This window comes from Sneathiella chungangensis, from assembly GCF_009882935.1.
Taxonomy (GTDB): domain Bacteria; phylum Pseudomonadota; class Alphaproteobacteria; order Sneathiellales; family Sneathiellaceae; genus Sneathiella; species Sneathiella chungangensis.
Genome location: NZ_WTVA01000015.1, coordinates 701,216 through 719,639, shown reverse-complemented (window position 1 = coordinate 719,639; position 18,424 = coordinate 701,216). Strand labels below are relative to the sequence as shown.

Genomic DNA, 18,424 nt, shown 5'->3' with positions numbered 1-18,424 from the left:
TTCAATGAATCCTTAAAGTAAGAGCATCGGCCAGGTCACGCTCTATTGATCGTGCACTTTGCATATGGCCGTCGATGAGACTGCAGCGCTGAACCAAATCTCTGACGCGCCGCAAAATTCTCTTTTGTTCGTCCATGGGGGGGACAGGAATAGGATAGGCTCGAACCAGCGTCATATTCACCCTTGGAGCTGCGCCACCCGTGGTCTTTTCTTCCGCGAAATTTGTGATCCAAGGAGAGTTAATTACTAACTCAAGGAATTCTGCCAGGACCGCTTCACCGGCACGGATAAGCATCAAGCGCTGCCCAAGGCACACCCGCGTTCCTTTGGGAATTCGCGCACCTACTCCAAGGATTCCGCCCTCTCTTTTGTAAAGAATGTCATCTTCTTTTGGTTCTAGCCGTTCGATCCGCTCCAAGTAGGTCTGGGAAGACACAAAATTAGGTTCAGAAAGATCAAGGTGTCTCGCATAAATCTGATTAGACTTGACGCACAACTCTCCAGAATCGGTCCATTTTGGGGTGGTGTGAGGGCAGTCGACGATGTGAGAAGTTACACGACTTAATGGTTGAATTACCCAGCCTTTGGGAAGCTGGAACTTCTTTGCCTGTTCTTCAAATGCTGAAAGGTCGTATTTCTCAGCCTGCGCGTCTGGTCGAAGGTTTTTTTGATTGCTTCGATTTTCGTATTCTATCTGCTCAACCAAGTGCCCGCTGACCGCTAGTTTGAAAACGGTGTTTTTTAATTGTTTAACACTCTCCTGGGTCGTGAAGAGAGTGTCGAAGTGGTTCTCGATGCGGGCCCAGTTTTGGGAGAGGTCTTCGGGGGTTTGGCTGTTGGTGAGGGTGGCGAGGCAGGTTTCGACGAGGGTTTGGTGCGCCTTGAGGCTGTCCTCGGTCTGCGTCTCCAGCGCATCGCAAAGCCCCATCAGTTCTTTTACCTTAGCCACGATACGGTGTTGTTCAGCAAGCGGAGGCACAATTATCGGCATCTCAGCCAACTTCCCCAAATATATTCCTTTTTGAGCTGTACCCTTTGCGTTTCTCCAAAAATAGTCCATACAAAGAGGTGATTGAAATAGCAAACAGAGAAATTCGGGCTCCAACCCGGTTTGGACAACCGCAACGCTTCTCTGAAGAGCAAATTCAGGGAAGTTATTTGGCACCACAGCGGAACGCCCTAAGGATGCAACTATCGTCAGCAAGACATCACCAACTTCAATCGCAGTCCGCTCATTCTCGGCAAGATAATCCGATCGGGTCACAAATCTAGTAGGATTGTCAAAATCGATGCGGCCAAAATTCACATTCTGGCTGCTGAGCATTGGAATACCGGAACCAACATTCTTAGGAGGATTGTGGGAGCCGTCAGTTATCTTTGTAGCTATTTTTCCAAGTCGAACGCTCGACCAATTCGTTGGTACCGCGAAACCAATTTCCGCGTGAGACACGTCAGAGTATTTTTTGGGCTTACGGATTTTTCCTTGCTTATAGAGGTCATTCTTTTTATCCAACAGTTGCGAAACGTACGCGGATGATTCTTCACTCGAAAGCTCTTTAGCCTCCACCAACTTCCCGCGTACAGCAAGCTCTAAGATCAACTCACGAAGCTTCTTGATTCCATAGAGGCTGACCGCGCCACCATTTCCGCGACCCGCGCTAGATTTCTTCTCAGTCGCCGAAGTCCAGATATCCAGATGCTCGGTGATAAGCTGGTTTACATCCGTCACTTTCGATCTCCAGCTAGTGCCTCAGATAGGATCGCTTTCAACTGGTCGCGCAACACCTGGATTTCTCGTTGCGTAATAGCATAGTCGGCCAGCAATTCGTCCGGATCGTGGCTAACTCCTTCTTCCACATGGGGGTTCTTGAGGTCGAAGTTATAGCCGCGCGCGGCGAGTTCTTCGGCGCTGACTTTCCAAGCCTGCGGGGTCTCTAGGCGCGCTTTGAACCCGTCTGCCTCTTCTCCCCACCAGTCGATCTCGGTTTGGAACTCCTCAAACTGCATGGGGCGGCCTTTGTTGTAGTTCTTCACACCCTCTGGATAGGGATGTTCGTAGAACCAGACATCCTTGGTCGGCTCGCCTTTGGTGAAAAACAGAATGTTGGTCTTGATGCCGGTATAGGGAGCGAAGACGCCGTTCGGCAGACGGACGATGGTGTGAAGGTTGGCTTCCGTCAGGATCGCTTCCTTTAAGCGAGTCTTCATACCTTCGCCAAAAAGGAACCCGTCTGGAAGGACCACGGCCGCACGTCCGTTCTGCTTCAGCAGTCGCAAGATCAAAGCCAGAAACAAATCGGCTGTCTCACGTGTTCGATATTGAGACGGAAAGTTATTCTCGATCCCATCTTCTTCCATTCCGCCGAAAGGCGGGTTGGTGACGATGATGTTTACGCGGTCCTTCTCGCTATAGTCCTTATAGGGTCGCTCCAAGGTGTTGCCATGGATGATAGATGAAGGTGTGTCGATCCCGTGCAGGATCATGTTTGTAACGCAGAGCATATGTGGGAGCGCCTTCTTCTCCACGCCCTTGATTGATCTTTGAAGAACTTTTTCATCAGCACCCGAATTGACGTATTTTTCTCTCTTGTGGTCCACGACACAAGCTAGGAAGCCACCTGTACCGCATGCCGGGTCGAGTACAGTCTCATCAAGCTTGGGATCAACGCGGTTTACGATGAATCGCGTTACGGCACGAGGTGTATAGAATTCGCCAGCATTCCCCGCGCTTTGCAGGTCTCTTAGGATTTGCTCATAGATGCTGCCGAACGTGTGCCGGTCGGCCGTATTGTTAAAATTTATCTCGCAAATTTTGTTGATGACCTGACGCATCAGTGTGCCAGACTTCATGTAGTTGTAGGCATCTTCGAAAACGCCGCGGATCACCTGCGCGCGTGCAGCCTGCGGTCCATAAGTAGGTAATTTTTGTTTTAATGTTGGGAACAGCTGAAGGTTTACAAAGTCTGACATCGCATCGCCGGTGATGCCCTCCGGGTCCTTTGCCCAAGAGCGCCACCGGATATGTTCTGGCAACGGAGATTGGTAATCATCCTCCAGGAGCTCCATTTCAGCTTCCCGATCATCAAAGATCTTCAGAAAGAACATCCAAACCATCTGGCCGATACGCTGCGCATCGCCGTCGACACCAACGTCTTTGCGCATGATGTCTTGGATGGATTTGATGATGCCCGAAATGTCGCTCATTATGCGTCTGCCTGTTTGTATATTTGTTCTTCAAGCTCTTTTATAGCTTGTTCATACTGGTCTTTACCACCGAACACATCGTTGATGATCTCCATTGGGGTACCAATTGAGTTGAAGGGCTGAAGGCGCAGTACCTTAGCGCTTTCGATGGTCATGATCCCTTCGTCCGCGTACTTTTCCAACAAGGCCGACAGAACTGCTCTCGCTTGATCGCCATATTTCGTGAAGTAGTCCCGCTTCTTAACATTGTTGGCACGTTCCTTTCGCGTCAGTGGCGGCTGTTCGTAGGCGATGTGACATAGGAGATCGAAGTCACCAAAGTCTTTGCCGACCTCTGCTGCCAGGTTTTCCAGAAGCACTCCGTACTCTTCGAGTTCCTCGATTATTGCTCGTTTTTTATCAGTTTCGTTCCAATTGCGGATAAATTCGTCCAATGAGGCATATTCCGAAAGGACCTGCTTCTTGGCGAAATCTTTGTAGGACTCTGTGATCAGTGTTCCGTCTGGGCCAAGGTACTCGATCCGCTCTGCAATGATGTTTGCGTCTACGCCGCTAACGCGAATTTTCGTGATGCCCACCGGGCCTTCATCATCAGGTCCGTCACCATCACCGTCAGGATCATCGGGTGGATCGGGTGGAACCGGATCATCATCAATGTCAGGTGCATAGATGACGACTGGGTTTCCATCGAAGTCTGGATCCCGAAACAAATCTGTCGCGCCCTTGAAATCCATGATCGTAAAGAAATACTTGTTGTGCTCTTCATCGATCCGAGTACCTCGACCAATGATTTGCTTGAATGTGGTCATTGAAGAAATGGTTTTATCCAGCACTATGACTTTGCAGGTCTTGGCGTCCACACCGGTCGTCAAAAGCTCGGACGTCGTCGCAATGACGGGGAATTTGCTTTCCGGGTCGATGAAATTGTCGAGTTCAGCTTTACCTTCGACGCTATCACCCGTAATTCTCATAACGTACTTTGGATTCTTAAGAGCTAGTGGACCTGCAGCATTGACGATGGCTTTACGCATGCGTTCAGCATGGTCGATGTCCTCGCAGAAAATGATCGTTTTGGAGAATGGATCGGTAGCTTTAAGTAGTTGCATGACTCGGGTGGCAACGAGTTTCGTCCGCTGGTTCAAGACCAGAATCCTGTCCATATCCTGCCGATTGTACTCGCGCTCGTCGATCTCTGCACCCAGGTCGTCCGTCATGCCAGGCGGGGGTGTCCACCCTTCCACGTCCCGGTCGATATCGATCTTGACCACCTTGTAAGGCGCTAGGAATCCATCGTCGATACCTTGCTTCAGACTGTAGGTATAAACCGGTTCCCCAAAGTACTCAGTGCTTGAGACGTATTTGGTTTCCTTTGGAGTAGCGGTCAAACCAATCTGTATGGCATCCGAGAAATACTCAAGGATTTCACGCCATGCCGCGTCCGCGGCAGCACTGCCCCGATGGCACTCGTCAATGACAATCAGGTCGAAGAAATCTCTTGAGACCGATTTAAAAATCTTGTCGCTTTCGTCTGGGCCAGTTAGGGCTTGGTATAGACCGAGATGTATCTCGTAAGAAGGATCAATCTTCCGATTCCGTACTTTTGTCATAACTGCGCCAAACGGCTTGAAATCATTTACTAGAGTTTGGTCCACGAGAATGTTGCGATCAGCCAAGAAGAGAATGCGTTTCGCTTCACCGGCCTTCCAAAGTCGCCAGATAATCTGAAATGTGGTGTATGTCTTTCCCGTCCCGGTTGCCATCACCAGAAGAGCGCGTTTCTGACCATTCGCGACGGCCTCGATAGTGCGGTTGATGGCCTCGACCTGATAGTAACGAGCTTCTTTGCCAGAGGGATCTTCGTAGTATGGCTGAAGAATCAGGCGTTCGTCTTCATCCTTGATCCCGCGAAACTTTTTGTAGCGTTCCCAAAGGGAATTTGGAGAGGGGAATTCCGATAACGAGAATTCCGTTTCAATGTCTTCTCCTGTTTCTGGCACCTTATTATGACTAGCAAATGCGTCCCCGTTGGAGCTAAAGGCGCTGGGGACTTCGAGTATGTCTGCGTAGCCCAGCGCCTGTTGAATTCCGTGACTGACACCGACATTGTTGTCTTTTGCTTCGATGACTCCGACAGGGACTGAGGGTTCCTGGAAAAGCACATAGTCTGCAAACTTCTTCTTTTTCTTGTTGCGCGATGACATGTTGCCACGGACGATAACTGGCCCTGGCGTCAGCGTGACCTCACGTCGGATTTGGGTCATAGGATCCCAACCGGCATCACGAATTGCAGGCGAAATAAAGAGGTCGCAAATGTCGCTTTCGCTTAGTTTCTTTTTTTCGCTGTCGTCCATGATGGCGGTCATTTCGGATTAGTCTTTAATTGAATTTCGGTCATAGTAGCGGTTAAGTTGAATTTTTCCAGCCGAAACTTAGGCTTGTCCTGGGAGTCGATCTCGACTAAGGGCTGCAAAATGTACTGTGTTTTTTTATGACATAGAAACCTCAGGCACAGACACGACAGGCGACCAAGTCGTGCAATTTGCGGCGATCTTGACGGATGCGGACCAGAACTAATTCATCTTTAAGAAAAGCAGCCGTTGTTAAGGTAAAGACGGAAACGACTTAGCGGGCGCCAGAGGCCTATATCTGGACAAATCTGGGGGGGTGAGGCCATGTTTTTCCCTAATTGCCGATCCTGCGGCGTTTCTGGGCCTTTTGGGCCCTTTTCCGATATGATGGGGATAGATGTCGCATCGCTTGCCGACAGTGCCATTATGCAATTTCGTTATTTAAGACCATAAGCGCTGACGGGGAACATATTAGCCAGATTCTATTCCCATCATTAATTCAGACGGTTTAATTTCGAACCCCCTCGCAATCTTGCAAAGAGTCTCCACTGAAATCTCCCGCTTGGCATTTTCAATATGGCTGATGTAAGTGCGATGCAGCCCCGCGCGATCAGCAAGCTCCTCTTGCGACCAGTTTTTCTCATGCCGTAGTTTGCGAATTCTTGTCGCCAGTTGCTCATAAACATTCATCCGGAAAGTAGGATGATATGTAGACGAACAGTCTATAGACTATCTGTAACAATCCGCTGGATAGTGCTGCGGTATTTCTGTATACCATCTGTAACAGTGAAAGTCAGTGGAGTTACAGGGCATGATTACAGGAAATTCGATTGAAGCCAAAACAGCAAAATACATTAAGCTTGGCGAAAAAGGGAGTTGGGAAGCTTCTTGTATCGAGGAAGGCGTGCTCCGGTTGGGTTACTATGAGGTGCCCCATGAAATGGCGCTGGCAGGCGACGGAGACGCAATCAGGGACCTTTTTGTGGCAAGGGGTGTTTCCGCAATGTCGGCGCGGGGCCATGCGCGTCAAGTCCTGGATTTCTACCAAGCGGGTCCCGAAACTATCTGGTTAACGTTTTGCAACGGTCAGCTATGGTGGTGTCAAACGGCATCGCCCGTCGATTTTCAGGGAAGCGACAGGGAACAATTTCCGGATGGCAGCCGAGCTAGACGAACCATGGCGGGCTGGAGCGGGACCTCCTTGGAAGGAAAACCGCTCGTAATGAATAATCTGAGCGGACGCTTGACTCGGGTCGTTGGCTATCGCCAGACCATATGCGATGTCAAGGGCGTGGCTTTTGATTACCTGCTCCGCAAAATCAATGATCGAAACCTGCCGGAAGTTGAAACGGCGCAGGCGATACGAAATGATTTATGGCAAGCTGTTGTTGATCTTATCAAGCTTCTTCAATGGAAAGATTTCGAATTGTTTGTCGAACTCGTTTTTAGCAATAGTGGATGGCGACGAGTATCCGCAACCGGCGGCGCGCAAAAGACCATTGATCTTGAATTGGTTCTTCCCTTAACCAATGAAACAGCTGTTGTGCAGGTAAAGTCAGAAACGAGCCAGGCGGAGCTGGAGGTCTATATTGAGGCTCTGGCAGGGTATCGCGCCGACCGGGCTTTTTTTGCCTACCATACGGCTTCGCAGGGCCTTTCCAGCGATAATTCTGATGTGATGGTAATGGACGTCGCATCGCTAGCTGACAGCGCCATACGGACAGGGCTTGTTGATTGGCTGATTGACCGCGCTGGATAACAATTCCTTGGATCTTTGATTTTCATATTTATCAGGTGAAGTTGAAAAAACGCCAGAGGAGCGCAGTAGGCCCATATCAGGATATTGTAAGGGAAAGTTTATCCACAGGCCCTTTTTTGACGATCCTGGGGCATCTCTCGGCCTTTTCGGTAGTAATTTCGATGATGAGTGAAGAGGCTGCCGATGCGTTAGTCATCGGCGTCATACGGATGGGGCTTATTGTGCCCGATAGCTTTGTAAAATACCATAAAGAAACCGGGCCCACCGCCTTGATCGGTCTTTCACTTCCTTAAAACTAATCGGAAATGTTATTGCGTGATCGAGGCGGTGGACCCGGTTATCCCGGAAAAAGATATAAAACAAAGTTATTTAGTGAATCTCGACTCGGCTTTAACCCGGTTTCTTTTCGGAATTAGAACGGTGGTTCCAAATCACGGATCCAGGCTGTGATATCCGCGTTCCATTCCGCACGGAATCTTTTACTGTCCCATATCCGCCGCGCTTCTTTTAAACTCGGCGTTATCCATCCGGACGGTCGGCGATTGCGATCCTGCCGGCAGCCCATTTCTTTTAGAATTTTACCGGCCTTTGTGTCGTTCGGGTGATGTGTGTTGGCTTCCTTCGCAAATTCCCGCGTCGGAATACGGAAGCCATCATCGCAGGGCTCGCCGATAGGAACGTCACCAGTTGACAGATAGCCAAACCACAGCAGGTCGAGTCCTTTTAATGATTCAATCCGTTGTCCATTGAGGGCGCTGTTTGCTGGGATATCTTCACGTGGATGCCATTTTTTTAAATCTAGATTCTGAAGAAAATGCATCATCGCTTCAGCGCCGCCATGTCGCATTTCATCGTTGATCCCTTTGAACCAGTCCTTGTTACCCGAAACTTTGCCCGAGACATCGAAAACTGCGTAACGACGTTCGTCGGCTGAGGCCGGAACAACCCACGAATTATTTGAAGCCATAACGACATGCAGATGATTTCGCGCTTGAATCAAATCTCGACCCTTGGCTTCAATCGGCAGGATGTGTTCCGTTATTAGCCCTTTCAACACACTTTCCGCGTCATGATCCTGGGGAGCTACCGCTTCGTCGGCAAAAAGAAGTACGAGTGCGCGAAGATGTGCGTTGAACCGACCAGATACATGTTTTGAAGAAAATATCTGCAATCCGTGTGAACCGAATAGATCGGTCAGCCAGCGAGCGAATGTTCCTTTGCCGGTCCCTTTGCCGCCCTTGAACACCAGCGCCACCTCTGCGGGACGATCAGGGTTTTGAACAGCCCAGGCAGACCACTTAATAATGTATCTGAACGCTTCGGAATCTTCATCTGCCAGGACCGTCCAGATATGCCGTCGCATTTTGCACCAGCCGCCCTGCACAGAAGGGTATTGAAATCCCCTCCATAGATTAAAGATGGTCGGCGGTGGCGTTTTTCCGGGAAGGAAATCAATCTGATCATATTCCCGGCGGTCAGAATGTTCCAACCAGAATTTGCCGAGCGGGACTGTTTTTGGTATTCCTGATTCAAATTCGCCAACGGTGACCCGTTTATTCATCATGAAGTTTTTGAAGTCCGAGAATGATTGATAAACCATAATTTCTCGAACCTGATCGTTTTCAAAATGCCGCTTTTCAAAGAATACGACGCGGCAACTTCCGCCGTCATTGCCGACGACGAAGTACTTTTCATTTAGCTCGGCTACCATTTCATCTGGTGATTTTCTATGGGAAGTGCTTTTTAGCCACTTTTGTAATTTTGGCTCTAGTTCTGCAATGCCCAACAAATCGCACAACGTCGGCAATCCGGTCACGTCCTCGCCAGCATCCAGTTTTCCCTTGGTACTTTCCGCCTTGAGACGAGCTTGCGCTTCCTCATCACCCTTGCTTTCAGCGATAAAGACAATCAGCCTATCGACCTGCTCGGGCGGCATACCCATTCGCAACAGGGTGCCGGCCAATGCCAGGCATATGTTGTCCCTGTTTCCCGCTTGTGCCGGGTATTTTTTCAGGACGATAGCGAGGAATGCGCAGATACCGGCCTTTTTCTCCATATCCGCCCATTTGACTGATGGGATTTGTTTCGGCAGTTCACTCAGCCATTCAATCGACTCTCCGGTCGGATGTATCGACCCCGGAAACATCGTATATCCACCAGTAGAGCGCAACTCCAGGATCATGGCTTTATCATCGCCATGAAGACCGGTAAGAGCGGCCTCTTCTGGTGTTAATCCGAACTGCGTTGTTTTGCCTGGATCGTCGCATAATGCGATACGATGGCTGCAGGGGGATGACTTTCTGCCGAAGCCGGGAAGCATATCGAAAAGAATGTTTCCTATTGCAGAGGCTTCCGAACTATCGAAATCAAGATCGATAAGGCCACCGCTTGCGGTACCCAAGGCAACACCAATGTTACTGTCCGGCTTAAACAAGGTCGGCAGCGTTTCTAGTGTTGCTTTTTGATCCTTCCATTTTCCAGTGGGTTCTTTCGAATTCGGGCGAAGCGGAAACACTTGCCAACCCTGCTGGATATATTCTTCGATCAGCTTTGCGTGTTTATCCGTCATCACGCCCTCCGACATATTCCATCGTGGAGGTGAATCGCTGCCGTTCCATATAAGCGTCAATATCTTCGATCTGATAGCGGACACTGCGGCCGATTTTTAAGAATGGGATTGGACTGCCAATGCGGCGGTCCTTTTGAAGCTTGTATATGCTACAGCCTAAACGCAGGGCTGCTTCTTTTTCATTTAATAAAGTACTCATTTGCTCTCTCCATAATTGGAAAGATACCTACTTTATTCATGGAATTTCGTAGCGGAAGGGAGCTAAATGGATGCCTAAAAGGTTAATTAACTGGAGCGTTCTTTTTCATATTTTGCAAGCCAATTGCGAATTAGAGATAATTCGTCGTCATACATATCTTCAAAACCTAGACCAGCATCATCACCATAATCATAATCTGCGGGATTTATGTCAGGCAGGCTTTGGTATACGGAAATTATTCTTTCGCGAACGCTCTCATGGTCAGTATCGTATTTTCTTTTCTCCGCTTTTTCGACATACTTATCCAGAAGAGCTTCCCGGGTTTTTCCGGTTGCTTTCATTTCTGCTTTCATCTGAAACATAAGCTTTTCATCGTTGGCCCTAAAACTTCTGTTCCCGCGTCTTTTGCGAACTGTTTCTTCGCCAAACAATATTGCGATAATGGCATCGGATTTCTGTTGTGGTGTGTAGAGGGGAAATTTTCGGCTGACTGCTTTTTTCTCATCCCCAGGAAATTTCTCGGCGCCATAAGGCAACTCTTGAAGAGTTTCGCTATATCCCACAAGATACTCAATCAAGTCACATAGTACCGTCCACGATTTTACGATCTTCGTCGCCATTAACTTTCCCTAAAATAAACTCCGCAATCCTTTCAACCGGATCCCGCAAGCGCTCCACATCCAGAATGATATAGCCGCCCGTGATATCCGTTACCCGATGATTGATCAGGCGCTTTAAGGCATAGGCGCTTATATCCAGTCCCTCGGCGATGGTAATGAAGGTTCGCCGCAGGTCATGACAGGTGAATTGTACCCCGGAATTATTAATAACCTTGTAAACGCCCTTTTTGGGTTCAGCCAGATATCCCAGCTTGCCGGGACCGGGAAACACATACTCGTAATTGCCATATCGCTTTCGCCGGGACATCAATAGGCCAATAAGGTAATCGCTCAGCGGCAAAGTTAGTGGATCGCCATTTTTCGTGTTTTCGATAGTGAATGTTTTTTCGCTGAACCGAATATCGCTCCATTTAAGCTTTGCGCCTTCGTTCCGCCGCAGTCCGGTGAATAGCAGGAACAAGAGAAAGTCGCGATAGGTATCGTTTTCCAATCTGTGGACGGCATTCCACCATGCCTTAAGGTCACTCGGCTTAATATGGGTCCGTCTTCTTGTCTCCTTATACCACCCCCTGACATGAGTTAGATACATGACCGGATTTGTGGGGCAGATGTCGTGGGTGGCATGCACATAGTTAAATAGGGCCCGGAGCACCCTCATTACCTTATTGGCCGTCGAAGGGCCGTTCTCGCGCGCAATTTTTTCGTGACGCAATCCGATCATATCCTTGGTAATGCCGGTCATTGCTTTAATTTTCCAATCAGCAAGATATCGATCAAGGATGTATTGATAATCGGATTTCGTTCGGGGCTTCAGGTTGCGTCGGGCGATCAGATATTCTTTTAGGGTTTCTTCTAACGAAATGGCTTCTTTAGCCTTCTGCTTTTGTTCCGCGTTGGGATTGATGCCTTGCGACATCATGTAAAGCTTGTCCTTGGCGATCTTGCGGGCATTGTCATGTGTGACCTGTCCATTTTTACCAATGGAATAACGCACAGTCTTTCCTCGAATGTCTTTCTGGGCAACGAAGGTTTTGGATTGATTGCCGACAATCAGATAGAAGCCCGGTAAATCTCGATCGCTGTACAAAACTTGCCCTTTTTCGGTGTATGGCAATGCATTGATTGTTGTCTGCGTAAGTTTGAGCTTTGGCATATGAGAATTACCCTTTCCTGATTTGGATCAGGCGGTTCTATAAAACTCATTCGTTGCAAAAGACAACATAAAATCAATAATATCAATGGTTTGTATGATTTCGTCTTAGATAGAATTACTCGGTACTATTCGAAAACTGAGGGTGATTGTCTGGAATGGCCAAATATACTGAAGGTTGAATAAATAACGATTCGGCAATAGCCGATTTCCTATCTGGAAAATACGGAGCTTTTTACTCAGGTAGTCCAGCATCAAGGTTTTGACTAGATCACGGCTTAAGCCAGATGTCTACTTGGGGCGGGGACAATCAATCTTGAAACAAAGCGAAAGGATCAAACTGACAACATTCAAACAACGGTGCTTGCAATACGGCAAGACCGCCGCATAATATCAACAAACTGAAGAGCCATACCTCTCTTAGCTTAAGCCAACACTAAGCTCATATTATATGACGACGGACAATCAATACACGAATTCACTATTTCTAATAGAAGCTCCCTTTTTATCCATTTAAAAAGCCTATTCAGAAGTATCAGGTCATCTCGACAAGTAGGTGGAGAAATTATGGGAGATCCGAAAGGCGAGCGGTGGCTTCGATTTCCACTAAACCACCTGAGGGTAAACTACAAACGCCGATAGCGCTGCGAACATGACGGCCTCTATCACCAAAAATATCGACCAAAATGTTGGATGCAGCGTCCAACACGTGAGAGTGTTTGGTGAAGTTGGGAGAAGCACAGACGTATCCTCGAAGAGTAAGCACTTGGGAAATGTTCTCCAGATTACCTGCAGCCTCCTTGAAAATTGACAGACAACGTAGAATAGATAGCTGCGCAGCTGCTCGAGCATCTTTGAGGGTATCACTTTCAGAAGCCTTGCCGACAATGGTTTGATGCCCATCCCTGGAAAGTTGGCCCGCAGTATATAATATCCCATTTTCAACAATCCAAGGACGATAGTTTCCATGCGCCTGAGGTGGCGCAGGCAGTACAAACCCTAGAGTATGAAGGCGGGTTTCAACGGTGCATATAGTTTTGGTTGTCGACATGGTATCTCCTTGAATCTAGCTTACTTGACATATATTTATTTACGTTACATATATGTAACGTAAATAAATATCAATGTGAAGGAGAGACTTATGGATTTGGTTCAAATCAACCACTTTATAGGAGGACAAGAGGTCGGGGTGGATGCTACTTCGCGCTTTGAAACTATTAATCCATCCAATGGGAAGGCTTATGCAAGTGTTGCACATGGTGATGCTTCGGATGTAGATACTGCTGTTGCCAATTGTGCCCAAACATTTGCAGAAGGGGCCTGGTCCAAGATGCCCCCTGCCGAACGGTCTGCTGTTCTTAGCAAAATTGGTGACATCATTTTAACAAGAATTAACTTTCTGGCATTGCTTGAAAGTCGCGATAGTGGAAAACCAATAATTAATGCACGCCGTGATGTGATGCGTGCTTCAAGTTTGATGAAGTATTTCGCAACGCTCCCAGAAATTGCAATTGGGGCAAACTTCAGTGAAGAGCCGGGCTATCACTCCTACTCAACCAGAGTTCCTTTTAGTGTGGTCGGCTCGATTGTCCCCTGGAATTTACCGTTTTTGTTTGCAGCCTGGAAATCTGCCCCGGCAATAGCACTGGGCAGCTCCGTTGTATTGAAACCGTCTGAGGAAACATCAGCCTCTGCAATTGAATTCGCGCGAATTTGTATAGATGCTGGATTGCCTCCGGGTGTTGTCAATGTCGTGCTAGGTGACGGCAAAACAGGTGCGGCACTGGTCGATCATCCTAAGGTTGAGATGATTTCTTTCACTGGGAGTACCTATGTTGGCCGAAAAATACTTCAGGCCGCCTCATCCCGACTTAAGGGTGTACATCTTGAATTAGGTGGTAAATCTGCCAATATTGTTTTTGCTGATGCCGATCTTGATAAGGCTGTAGAGGCAACTCTATTCAGTAGTTATTGGAACACGGGGCAAATATGCACATCCGGAACAAGACTGCTTCTTGCAGATGAAATTGCGGATGAGTTTATCAAACGGCTAAGTGTACGGCTACGTGATGCAGATTTGGTGGGGGATCCGTCTTTGACGACAACCCAAATTGGGCCGGTGATTTCGAAGCGTCAATTTGAGAAGGTGCAAAGCTACATTTCTCTGGCTGTAGAAGAAGGGGCTGAGTTGGTCTTTGGGGGGAATACGCCAACAATAAAAGACTGCGAAGACGGATTTTTTATCAATCCAACATTGTTTAAAAATGCTTCCCCTAAAATGCGAGTCGCTCAGGAGGAAATTTTTGGTCCGGTTACAGTGGCAATGACATTTTCGTCAGAATCAGAAGCAGTTGAAATAGCTAATTCTACACAATTTGGTCTGGCCGCGGCAATCTGGACACAAGACATCGCCCGTGCACATCGAATTGCAGAACAGCTTACAGCAGGAATCATCTGGACAAATTGCATTAACCGAATACGTTGGAATATTCCTTACGAGGGCCATGGTGTGAGCGGAATGGGTGAAGATCTCGGGGTTGAATGTATAAAAACATTCTCAAAACTCAAAGTTAACCAGATCAATTTTAGCGGCAATCCAAACGTAAGCTTTCCAGTATCAGCCTGAATGGAGATGGGTCGACGTGCGAATAAAGAAAGCTCACAACAGCGCGTTGACCATATCCTCAACATCCTTGTCAGCAGGGATGCCGTCTCTGAAAATTAGACGGAAATATATTCCGCCTAACAGCTGATCGATAGCCAAATTGACATTAATGTTGGGGTCAATATCTCCCCTCATCTTTCCTCGCATGATTGCTTTTGCCAAAAACAATCGACGCCCTATTTCAATTTTTTTGAACAATAACCCTAATTCGTCGTCGCGGCGAATCTCCGGGATGATACTGAGAATAGCCTGATCCATGCCATCTTTTCGTAGAAGGCTTAAAAAGCTTTTAAGCATGGTTGCTACATCCTTTTGCGTGCTACCTGTATCCACAACAATTGGAATGACGTCATTGAATCGCTTTGCGAGAGCCGCAACCACTAATTCTTGCTTAGATTTCCATCTTCGGTAAATGGCTGGCCGACTTGACCCGGCTTCAGTTGCAACGAGCTCCATTGTCATTTCATGATATCCAACACTTGCTAAAATGCTAATGGTGGCTCGAATTATCTCGAGCTCAAGCTTTTCACTTCTTGGACGGCCCCTAGGGCGTACCTTTGATTTAGTTGAATTGCTCATGCTGGCTCGTTACTCTTTATTTGCGGGTGCGATGTGATCGGCCCAAAGTCCATTTGTTATACAACTAACATGATTTGGTGGACTGAATTTTAAACCGTTGGGCAGATCGTTGGTCAATGCTTGAACGCAACTAAGGTCGACAAAATCCGCAAACGGGGCCAATGGTAAGAGTGGTGCAGCTGCTCGAGAACTAGCTGCAGCGGCTTCAAGGACGATTTTCAATCCCATTTTATTTGCTAAGGAAACGGTAGCAAATGCTTCAGTAAGGCCACCCGCCTTATCAAGTGAAATTACTACTCCTTGATATTTATTTCCGATTGACGCCAAGTCAGCCCTGGTATTGCAAGCTTCATATGCGCAAACTGGCGTCGTCAAAGTTAAATTGGTTAATTGCTCGTCTTCATAGTGTGAAAATGGTCTCAAAAGCAGTTTTACTCCGAATTCACTAAGAAGTGTATCAAGAGAAATCAAGTTCTTCTTCGTCCACTGCTTCCGGCCATCAACGATCAGTTCGGCGTTTGGTGATTGTGACCGTATAGCTATTAAGCGAGACTCAATCTCTTCTGGGAGAGCTGAAAGCCGTATGGACGAGACATTCTCAAACTGCCCCTTTTCAAGATCTTCAACGGATGACAGGTGTGTAACCAGTGGCACGGTGGGTGGTTTTTCCACATTTAGGATTTCCCAAACTGTTTTTTTGGACTGGCGTGACTCCAAATCCCACAGCGCGCAATCCAGAGCGTTACGCGCAGAATCTGCAGGAAATATTTCATTGAGTTCACTTCTAGTAAGCCCGCGCTCAATTAGAGGGCTTATCTCAGCGATTTCATCCATTGTCGAGGCAATGTCCTCCCCCAACTGAGGAATAGGAACACATTCGGCATGCCCAACAGTTTGACCCAATTGAATTTTTACGGCGACTGAATGTAAGGATTCGCCATCAGCTAACGTCCATTTTCGGGATTCGGCGAATACTGTTGTTGACTTCATATATTTCTAACTTTCAACCGTATACGGGAATAAGAAGATACTAGATTGTTTCCAGAAATGCTTGCAGAGTTTCATTGAAAACCTCTGGGACCTCATAATAGGGTGAGTGCCCAGATTCAAGTTCTACAATGCGTGCGTTTGGTATGTGTTGACTTAGTTCTTTGAGAACCTCAGGCGGCCAAAATTCATCTTCATTTCCAGCAATGACTAAGACCGGGGCGTTCAAATTAGTAGCTCGTTCAAGCGGTACTAACACGTCTGGATGAAACATCTGACCATATAAATCTAGCGAGCGTATGGCCACATTAAATGCGGAAATTTCGCGATACAGATGTGCATCCGAGTGTTGATTTTGGCGGAAAGCTGCCCCAAGAGCAACATTTGAGCCTCCGACTTCCTTTAGGCGCTCGATGACAGGCCCTATTTCTGAGACCCCGCTGGGAATATCAAATCCACCGATAGTGTCCCCAAGGGTAAGCGAACGCACTCTTTCTGGATGTTTAAGAGCGAGTTGGACTCCGGTCCAGCCGCCCATAGATTGGCAGACGATATGCGCTCTCTCAACCTTGGCTGCATCAAGTACAGCGAGGGCATCCTCACCAAATTTACTGACATCAAAATACTCTGAACTGCAAGATGAGCGGCCGAAGCCGCGATGATCCATGGCAATACAATGGTATTGTCTACTGAAATGGGCAAATTGTTGCCACCAAATTGTGCTATTACCACCTGCTCCGTGACAAAACAAAATGGGGTCAGATTCTCCCAATTCAGTATAATAGATTGGAATGTCGCGTTCTGCATAACTCATCACATGCCCCCCCAAGTGATTTGGCCACTGATTGTAGCAATACCCAACAAAATCAATATCCCACCTGTCGCGCGCGCTGTTATATGCCCGAAAGGAAGAATTTTTTCGACAAGTAGGTAGAGTGTTAAACTTGCCATGACGACCAGGTTCATCGTACCGATAGCAAACATTATGAGCATGAGTGCCCAGCAGCATCCGATACAATACATACCGTGGCTCAGACCCATCAAAAAGGCGCCCCACTTTCCTTCTCTCCATTGGTTCATTATATGGCTCATAGGTGAACGGCAATGAGATAAACAAGCATGCTTGTAGACCGTAAACTGATAGGCACCCGCAATGAGAAGAATAGTAGCCGCTAAGATGGGATCAGCGATCGCCATTTCTTTCATGATAGAGAGCGACTGCAACGCAAGCTGCAATCCTGCCGCCGCGACACCAAAACCACTCCAGACGACCAAATATCCAGAGAGAAATACTGGTGTTCTTACATACGCGCGGCCTTGCAGCCGCTTCTGGAGGTTAATCCCAGAGAATGCCAGGATCATCGCCGAAAAACTCGGAACCATCATGCCGACCATCATGGCAATCCACATTACGATCATAGACATAACTGCGCCAACGCTCATCCCGTTAATGGGCATTGAGTCTTTTGGCATTCCACTCATGGGCATCGTGTTTTTTTGCATGTCACCCTGGCTTTCCGAACCATGCATAGTCGCCATGGGTTCCATTTTCATTCCCTGCATATCTAGGCTCAGATATATTGTGTATGACCATGCCAATATGCTTACCACTATGAGTGACGACATTATGATCATGCGATCACGATAAAGGGTATTTTGATAGTACATGTTTATTACCTCACGCTTCTTCAAACCAGACTTCTGCTGGTGCGGGGCCCTTGAGATCAAATGGCATATGCTTTGAACTTTGGCCCTCCCAGTCCCAGTTAAATCCTTGCGTACTAACCTGACTTACTTTTGATTTGCCCCAAGTTGCTAATGCATCTGCACCAACTTCTGATCCCGGCGGATTGGTTGTCTGTACAAGAGTGCCCGGTCTTGTGGTTGGGCCGCCTAAGGCTTCAACATGCGCTTTTGCACGCCCTGGGCTCTCGGCTTTCCACCAAGTCAGATCATCAGCAATTTCAAATGTGATAGGGACATACTCAACCGCAACTATCTCAGCGATCGTTGAGAAAATATGGGACATAAATCCTCCTGCGTCTTCGGAGAATATAACGCCAAGTGCCTCGCGTTGTTCAGAAGTAGCTCGCTCGTCCACTAGCATTGTCACAGACATTTTGCACTCACCGGCCCACAGGTTTCCGTAGAATATCCCAGGAATAAGCACTGATAGCCCGTCAATTCTAATACCGCCGTAAGCACCTTCCTTGATGTTATAGGCCACAAAACCTTCGCATCGATTGTCTGAGGGTGCTTGCGCAAATTCGCAAGGGCAAGGGATATCGCAGCTGCAACTATCGAACCAGTCACCTTTCATCCACCAGTCTTTTACATTTGTCAT

Annotated in this window: 17 protein-coding genes; 3 read left to right on the top strand and 14 right to left on the bottom strand. The window is 47.7% G+C overall.

The features are described 5' to 3' along the window. Position 1: 1 nt before the first annotated feature. From GQF03_RS16510 to GQF03_RS16495, 4 genes are all read right to left on the bottom strand, one after another. Entirely contained in the window at positions 2 to 1,729 is a 1,728-nt protein-coding gene (locus GQF03_RS16510; protein ID WP_161340388.1) for a restriction endonuclease subunit S, read from the bottom strand. After that, positions 1,726 to 3,204, bottom strand: coding sequence for an N-6 DNA methylase (locus GQF03_RS16505; protein WP_161340386.1), 1,479 nt, complete (start codon positions 3,202 to 3,204; stop codon positions 1,726 to 1,728). Before GQF03_RS16505 ends, GQF03_RS16510 begins: the two co-directional genes overlap by 4 nt. Then, positions 3,204 to 5,555, bottom strand: a complete 2,352-nt coding sequence (gene hsdR, locus GQF03_RS16500; RefSeq protein WP_161340384.1) for an EcoAI/FtnUII family type I restriction enzme subunit R — start codon at positions 5,553 to 5,555, stop codon at positions 3,204 to 3,206. The genes GQF03_RS16505 and hsdR overlap by 1 nt, the downstream gene beginning before the upstream one ends. 468 nt (positions 5,556 to 6,023) lie before the next feature. Next, positions 6,024 to 6,242, bottom strand: coding sequence for a helix-turn-helix domain-containing protein (locus GQF03_RS16495; protein ID WP_161340382.1), 219 nt, complete (start codon positions 6,240 to 6,242; stop codon positions 6,024 to 6,026). 121 nt (positions 6,243 to 6,363) lie between these two features. Here GQF03_RS16495 and GQF03_RS16490 point away from each other — a divergent pair, with 121 nt between their 5' ends. After that, complete coding sequence (locus GQF03_RS16490; RefSeq protein ID WP_161340380.1) at positions 6,364 to 7,311, top strand: restriction endonuclease; 948 nt, start codon at positions 6,364 to 6,366, stop codon at positions 7,309 to 7,311. A 161-nt stretch (positions 7,312 to 7,472) separates the two neighbouring features. Further along, positions 7,473 to 7,604 (top strand): hypothetical protein, encoded by a 132-nt coding sequence (locus GQF03_RS19060; protein WP_277346428.1) that lies wholly within the window; start codon positions 7,473 to 7,475, stop codon positions 7,602 to 7,604. A 119-nt stretch (positions 7,605 to 7,723) separates the two neighbouring features. Here the strand turns inward: GQF03_RS19060 and GQF03_RS16485 are convergent, their stop codons facing one another. The 5 genes from GQF03_RS16485 to GQF03_RS16465 all read right to left on the bottom strand — a co-directional run bounded on the left by GQF03_RS16485 (position 7,724) and on the right by GQF03_RS16465 (position 12,900). Then, positions 7,724 to 9,880, bottom strand: coding sequence for a DUF5906 domain-containing protein (locus GQF03_RS16485; RefSeq protein ID WP_161340378.1), 2,157 nt, complete (start codon positions 9,878 to 9,880; stop codon positions 7,724 to 7,726). Continuing rightward, on the bottom strand, positions 9,870 to 10,079 hold the full coding sequence (locus tag GQF03_RS16480; RefSeq protein ID WP_161340377.1) for a helix-turn-helix transcriptional regulator: 210 nt from the start codon (positions 10,077 to 10,079) through the stop codon (positions 9,870 to 9,872). Before GQF03_RS16480 ends, GQF03_RS16485 begins: the two co-directional genes overlap by 11 nt. Before the next feature lie 86 nt (positions 10,080 to 10,165). Further along, on the bottom strand, positions 10,166 to 10,699 hold the full coding sequence (locus GQF03_RS16475; RefSeq protein ID WP_161340375.1) for a hypothetical protein: 534 nt from the start codon (positions 10,697 to 10,699) through the stop codon (positions 10,166 to 10,168). Further along, positions 10,659 to 11,852 (bottom strand): tyrosine-type recombinase/integrase, encoded by a 1,194-nt coding sequence (locus tag GQF03_RS16470; RefSeq protein WP_161340373.1) that lies wholly within the window; start codon positions 11,850 to 11,852, stop codon positions 10,659 to 10,661. Before GQF03_RS16470 ends, GQF03_RS16475 begins: the two co-directional genes overlap by 41 nt. Positions 11,853 to 12,414: 562 nt before the next feature. Beyond that, a complete protein-coding gene (locus tag GQF03_RS16465; protein WP_161340371.1) occupies positions 12,415 to 12,900 on the bottom strand; it encodes a RidA family protein in 486 nt (161 codons plus the stop codon). Between the two features lie 90 nt (positions 12,901 to 12,990). Between GQF03_RS16465 and GQF03_RS16460 the strand changes: the two genes are divergently transcribed. Next, positions 12,991 to 14,475, top strand: a complete 1,485-nt coding sequence (locus GQF03_RS16460) for an aldehyde dehydrogenase family protein (protein ID WP_161340369.1) — start codon at positions 12,991 to 12,993, stop codon at positions 14,473 to 14,475. Between the two features lie 33 nt (positions 14,476 to 14,508). On the opposite strand, the gene GQF03_RS16455 is transcribed toward GQF03_RS16460, so the two are convergent. The 5 genes from GQF03_RS16455 to GQF03_RS16435 all read right to left on the bottom strand — a co-directional run bounded on the left by GQF03_RS16455 (position 14,509) and on the right by GQF03_RS16435 (position 18,424). After that, positions 14,509 to 15,093 (bottom strand): TetR/AcrR family transcriptional regulator, encoded by a 585-nt coding sequence (locus tag GQF03_RS16455; protein WP_161340367.1) that lies wholly within the window; start codon positions 15,091 to 15,093, stop codon positions 14,509 to 14,511. A 9-nt stretch (positions 15,094 to 15,102) separates the two neighbouring features. Beyond that, a complete protein-coding gene (locus GQF03_RS16450; RefSeq protein WP_161340365.1) occupies positions 15,103 to 16,083 on the bottom strand; it encodes an enolase C-terminal domain-like protein in 981 nt (326 codons plus the stop codon). A gap of 40 nt (positions 16,084 to 16,123) precedes the next feature. Then, positions 16,124 to 16,894 carry an alpha/beta fold hydrolase gene (locus GQF03_RS16445; RefSeq protein WP_161340363.1) on the bottom strand — a complete coding sequence of 257 codons (771 nt, stop codon included), beginning with the start codon at positions 16,892 to 16,894 and terminating at the stop codon, positions 16,124 to 16,126. Next, positions 16,894 to 17,628 carry a DUF2182 domain-containing protein gene (locus tag GQF03_RS16440; RefSeq protein ID WP_161340362.1) on the bottom strand — a complete coding sequence of 245 codons (735 nt, stop codon included), beginning with the start codon at positions 17,626 to 17,628 and terminating at the stop codon, positions 16,894 to 16,896. Before GQF03_RS16440 ends, GQF03_RS16445 begins: the two co-directional genes overlap by 1 nt. 130 nt (positions 17,629 to 17,758) lie before the next feature. Further along, the gene (locus GQF03_RS16435; protein ID WP_161340361.1) at positions 17,759 to 18,424 is read right to left on the bottom strand and encodes a DUF1326 domain-containing protein; all 666 of its coding nucleotides are present in this window, start codon (positions 18,422 to 18,424) and stop codon (positions 17,759 to 17,761) included.